This window comes from Devosia sp. (assembly GCF_034675085.1).
GTDB lineage: Bacteria > Pseudomonadota > Alphaproteobacteria > Rhizobiales > Devosiaceae > Devosia.
The window spans coordinates 1-4668 of sequence record NZ_JAUCDN010000260.1 but is presented as its reverse complement, the minus strand read 5'-3'; the positions used below and the strand labels follow the sequence as shown (position 1 = coordinate 4668).

Annotated in this window: 4 protein-coding genes and 1 pseudogene; 1 reads left to right on the top strand and 4 read right to left on the bottom strand. The window is 61.9% G+C overall.

The window, feature by feature from the left end; translation table 11 throughout:
- The 3 genes and pseudogenes from VDP82_RS14185 to VDP82_RS14175 all read right to left on the bottom strand — a co-directional run.
- Positions 1 to 584 (bottom strand): annotated as a pseudogene (locus VDP82_RS14185) (amino acid ABC transporter permease); the annotation flags it as partial.
- Between the two features lie 9 nt (positions 585 to 593).
- Positions 594 to 1784, bottom strand: a complete 1191-nt coding sequence (locus VDP82_RS14180; protein ID WP_323015498.1) for an amino acid ABC transporter permease — start codon at positions 1782 to 1784, stop codon at positions 594 to 596.
- Positions 1785 to 1950: 166 nt separating this feature from the next.
- Positions 1951 to 2967: an amino acid ABC transporter substrate-binding protein gene (locus tag VDP82_RS14175; RefSeq protein ID WP_323015497.1), complete on the bottom strand. Its 1017-nt coding sequence runs from the start codon at positions 2965 to 2967 to the stop codon at positions 1951 to 1953.
- 225 nt (positions 2968 to 3192) lie between these two features.
- Between VDP82_RS14175 and metC the strand changes: the two genes are divergently transcribed.
- Complete coding sequence (gene metC / locus VDP82_RS14170; RefSeq protein WP_323015496.1) at positions 3193 to 4380, top strand: cystathionine beta-lyase; 1188 nt, start codon at positions 3193 to 3195, stop codon at positions 4378 to 4380.
- On the opposite strand, the gene VDP82_RS14165 is transcribed toward metC, so the two are convergent.
- Positions 4362 to 4668: phosphatase PAP2 family protein (locus VDP82_RS14165; protein WP_323015495.1), on the bottom strand; the 307-nt coding region annotated here is incomplete at its 5' end. The genes metC and VDP82_RS14165 overlap by 19 nt on opposite strands.

Here is a 4668-nt window from a genome sequence, read left to right as displayed (position 1 = left end):
TGCCGCCCCAGGGCGAGCAGAATGCCCAGCGGGATGGAGCAGATGATGCCGACCAACGAGATGATCAGAGTGACCAGCAGGCCACCCCATTGTTCCGTGGGCACCGGCCGCAGGCCGAACGAGCCGCCATTGAGCAGATAGAAGCAGACGACGGGATAGGCCACGAAGAACAGCAGCGCATTGATGCGCTTGAAGGGCATTCTCGGGATCAGCAGCGGCACGATCAACAGCGCGCCCAGCGCGAAGACGATATTGGGCCGCCACAATTCATCGACGGGATAGAAGCCGTAGATGAAGAAGCCGACACGCGAGGCAATATAGGCCCAGCACGCCCCGGCGCCGGGCAGACGACAGGCCTCGACGGTTTCGCCTGGCGGCACGGCATGGCCGCCAAATGTCGTGGGGACGAGGAAGTTGAAGATGGGCGGCAACGCCCAGAGCAGGAATACCAGCGCCAGAAGACTGAAAACGGAATCCGACCAACTGGAAAAGAGGTTTTTGCGGGCCCAGAGAAGCGGTCCGGAAAGACGCACGGGCGCGGGGCGGGCCGGCTCGAGCTGGGATCGTACGAAGGAAATGGACATGATCGGCTCCTAGCGCTCCACCAGGGCCACGCGGCCATTGTACCAGTTCATGAACGCCGAAGTCAGCAGCGAGAAAGTGAGATAGACCAGCATGGTCATGCCGATCACCTCGATCGCCTTGCCCGTCTGGTTGAGCGTCGTGCCGGCGAAGACGTTGACCAGTTCGGGATAGCCTATAGCGGCGCCCAGCGATGAATTCTTGGTGAGGTTCAGATATTGGCTGGTCAGCGGGGGTATGATGACCCGCATGGCCTGGGGGATGATGACCAGCCTCAGCCTGTCGCCCTCCCGGAGCCCCAGCGATTGCGCGGCCTCGGTCTGCCCCCGGTTGACCGAGCGGATGCCGGCGCGGACGGTTTCGGCGATGAAGGCCGCCGTGTAGATGGAAAGTCCGAAGGCGAGCGCGACGAATTCGGGAGGAAGCTCAAGGCCCCCCCGGAAATTGAAGCGCTGCAATTCGGGATAGCTGAAGGTGATCACCGTGCCACTGACGATATAGGTCAGCGCCAAGATCAGCACGCCGGCGGCAATCGTGGTGATGAAAACCGGAAACCGCTGCCCAGTCCGTTCCAGCCGGCGCCGGGCCCAGATCTTCAGCCCGATACCAAAGGCGATTGCCAGGGCCAGGCCGATCCACATCCAGCCCGCCCGATCATCGAAAATCGGCTGCGGCACGAAGAAACCGCGCTGGTTGAGATAGGAGCCGAAGGGTAGCGCCAGGCTCTCGCGGACCGCCGGCATGGCCTTGAGCACGGCGAAATACCAGAAGAAGAGTTGGAGCAGCAGCGGGATATTGCGGATGATTTCCACATAGACCGTGGCGATGCGGGAAACCAGCCAGTTGGACGAGAGGCGCGCGATGCCGACGGTAAAGCCGATGATGGTGGCAAAGAAAATGCCGATGGCGGCCACCAGCAGCGTGTTGAGCAGGCCAACAACGAACGCCTCCCAATAATAGGAGGCACGATCAAACGGAATCAGCGAGAAGCTGACGGAAAAGCCGGCGGTGCGCCAGAGGAAGTCGAACCCGGTGGATTTATTCTGCGCAGCAAGGTTTTGCGCGGTGTTGATACCAATCCAGATGAAAAAGCAGATCACCCCGACGGCGACCAGGAACTGGTAGATGTAACCCCGGATCACCGGGTCATTGTAGAATGTCGTCTTCGGCGGTGCGCTGACGGGACTATCGATAACGGCCATCGTGCGTTTACACCCGATTGTTGTCGCTAAAGGCACTTCCGCGAAAGGAATGACCGCGCAATCGCGCACCCCGCCGACAGGCGGGAGGCAGGCGTCATTCACCTATTCAAAACGAAAGCTCAAAACCGAACCAGCGCCGCCCTGAGGGCAGCGCTGGCTTGACCGGTTAGCGGATCGGCGGGGCGTATTGCAGGCCGCCCTTGTTCCACAGGGCGTTGATGCCACGCTGCAGACCGATGGGGCTGCCTTCGCCCATATTGCGCTCGAAGGTCTCGCCGTAATTGCCGATATGCTTGACGATGCGATAGCCCCAATTGGCAGCCAGGCCGATGGGCGTGCCGAAATCGCCTTCCACGCCAAGCAGGCGCTTCACGGCCGGATTGTCCGAACCAAGCATCTCGTCGACATTGGCCTGGGTCACGCCAAGCTCTTCAGCCTCGAGCAGCGCGAAATAAACCCAGCGATTGATGTTGAACCATTGCGGATCGCCCTGGCGCACGGACGGCCCGAGCGGCTCCTTGGAAATGATTTCGGGCAGCAGGACATGATCGGACGGATTGGCGAATTTGGTGCGGTCCGAGGCGAGTTGCGAGCCATCCGAGGTCAGCACATCGCAACGGCCGTCTTCATAGGCCTTGAGCACTTCGGGCTTGTCGACGAAAACCACCGGGTTGAAATCGAGATTGTTGGTGGCGAAATAGTCTGCCGCGTTCAGCTCGGTCGTGGTGCCGGATTCGATGCAGATGGCAGCGCCATCCAGTTCGAGCGCGGAACTGATGCCATCGGCCTTGCGCACGAGGAACCCCTGGCCGTCATAAAACATCACGCCGGTAAAGGTGATGCCCAGATCGGTGTCGCGGCTCATGGTCCAGGTGGTGGTGCGCGAGAGAATGTCGATTTCACCGGAGGAAAGCGCGGCGAATCGCTCCTGCGAGGTCAGCGGGGTGTAGCGGACCTTGTCCGGATCATCGAAGATGGCCGCGGCGACAGCGCGACAGAAGTCCACCTCCAGACCCGACCAGTTGTTGTTGGCATCGGGCTGCGACATGCCGGGGACGCCGGAGGTCACACCGCATTGCACATAGCCCTTGGCTTTCACGTCATCGAGAATCGCGGCCTGAGCGCCGGTCGCCACGAGGCCGATAGAGGCCGCGAGAGCGAACGATACGAGCGTTTTCTGCATGGATTTGCCTTTGATTGTTTCCTGACCTTTTTATCCCGTGGCTCATCAGGCCTGCGCCAGCGTCCCCGGTGGCATCGCCGTCCTTGCCAGACGATCATGATGCGTTAAGCATGCAAGCGTCTATTGACCGTTGCGTCAAGGGCCGATGGTGAGTTGAGACAGTAAAGCTGTCTTTTATTTAGCCACAAAACTACATCTGAACTGTTTTTGAGCAGCGAGACTATCATGAATGACCACGAAAACGGCAGCGCCGCAGATCGATCCATTGAAACGGTGTTGACCCATGGCGGCCGCGATCCCGACCGGCAGTTCGGATTCGTCAATACGCCTGTCTATCGCGGCTCGACGGTGCTGTTCAAAAACCTCGATGCCATGGAGGCCCAGAGCCAGCCTTATCTCTATGGGCGCGCCGGCAATCCGACCACCGAGGGAGTGGAGGCGGTCATCACCGAATTGGAAGGCGCCTATCGCACCCAACTCGTGCCCTCGGGGCTGGCCGCGATCACGGTGGCGCTGCTTGCCTGCGTCAAGGCGGGCGATGATGTGCTGATTTCCGACAGCGCCTATGAGCCGGGCCGGGCGTTCGGTGACGGGTTCCTGGCCCGTATGGGCGTCTCCGTGCGCTATTACGATCCGCGGATCGGGGCGGGTCTGGCCGGGATGATGCAGCCCAACACCACCGCCGTATTAGCGGAAAGCCCAGGCTCGCTGACCTTCGAGGTGCAGGATATTCCGGCGCTGGCCAAGGCTGCCCATGCCGGGGGTGCGCGGCTGATCGTGGACAATAGCTGGGCAAGCCCGCTTTACCACCGGCCCCTGTCGCTGGGAGCCGATATCGTGGTGCATGCCGGCACCAAGATGTTCGTGGGCCATTCGGACGCTTTTGCCGGCACGATCTCGACCACGCGGGACGCCTGGTCGGATGTGGAGCGCACGCGCAAGCTGCTGGGCTTCTTCACCTCGGGCGACGATGCCTTTCTGGTGGCGCGCGGGTTGCGGACGCTCTCCATTCGCATGAAGGAGCATTACGAGCGGGCTCTGGCCATCGCCAGATGGCTGGAAGGGCAGGATGAGGTGGCGCAGGTGATTCACCCTGCCCTGCCCAGCCATCCCGACCATGCCCTGTGGCGGCGCGACTTCACCGGCGCGGGAAGCCTTTTCGCCCTGTTGCTGAAGCCGGCGCCGCGCGCCTCGGTGGCGGCGTTCGTCGACCACTTCCGCCTCTTTTCCATGGGCTTTTCCTGGGGCGGCTATGAAAGCCTCTGCATTCCGGTGAAGCTGGGCAAGAACCGCACGGCCAAGCCGTGGACGCAGGAAGGCAATCTCTTCCGCCTGCATATCGGCCTGGAAGGACTGGCCGATCTCAAGGCCGACCTGGGCGCGGCGTTGGAGCGCTATAGCCGATCGCGCTGAAACAGCGCGGGCAGCGCCACCAGGGGGCGGCGCACCACGTGGTGGTCGGGCTGGCTGGCGAATAGCCAGCCTTTGCCGGCGAAAAGATTGCGCACCAGATAGGCCCCCAGCATGCCCACCACGATGCCGGCAAAGACATCGGTGGGATAATGCGCGCCGACCGGCACCCGCGAGACAGCCACGACCAGGCCCAGCGTGGCAAAGAGCGGAAACAGGCGCGGCCAGAGAAAGCCGACGACGAAGGCCAGCGACAGGGCCGTGGCCGAATGGCCGGAGGGAAAGCTCTGG

Coding starts and splice junctions, on each gene's coding strand:
- VDP82_RS14175 (WP_323015497.1), bottom strand. CDS start 2,967: ATGCAGAAAACGCTCGTATCGTTCGCTCTCGCGGCCTCTATCGGCCTC.
- metC (WP_323015496.1), top strand. CDS start 3,193: ATGAATGACCACGAAAACGGCAGCGCCGCAGATCGATCCATTGAAACG.
- VDP82_RS14180 (WP_323015498.1), bottom strand. CDS start 1,784: ATGGCCGTTATCGATAGTCCCGTCAGCGCACCGCCGAAGACGACATTC.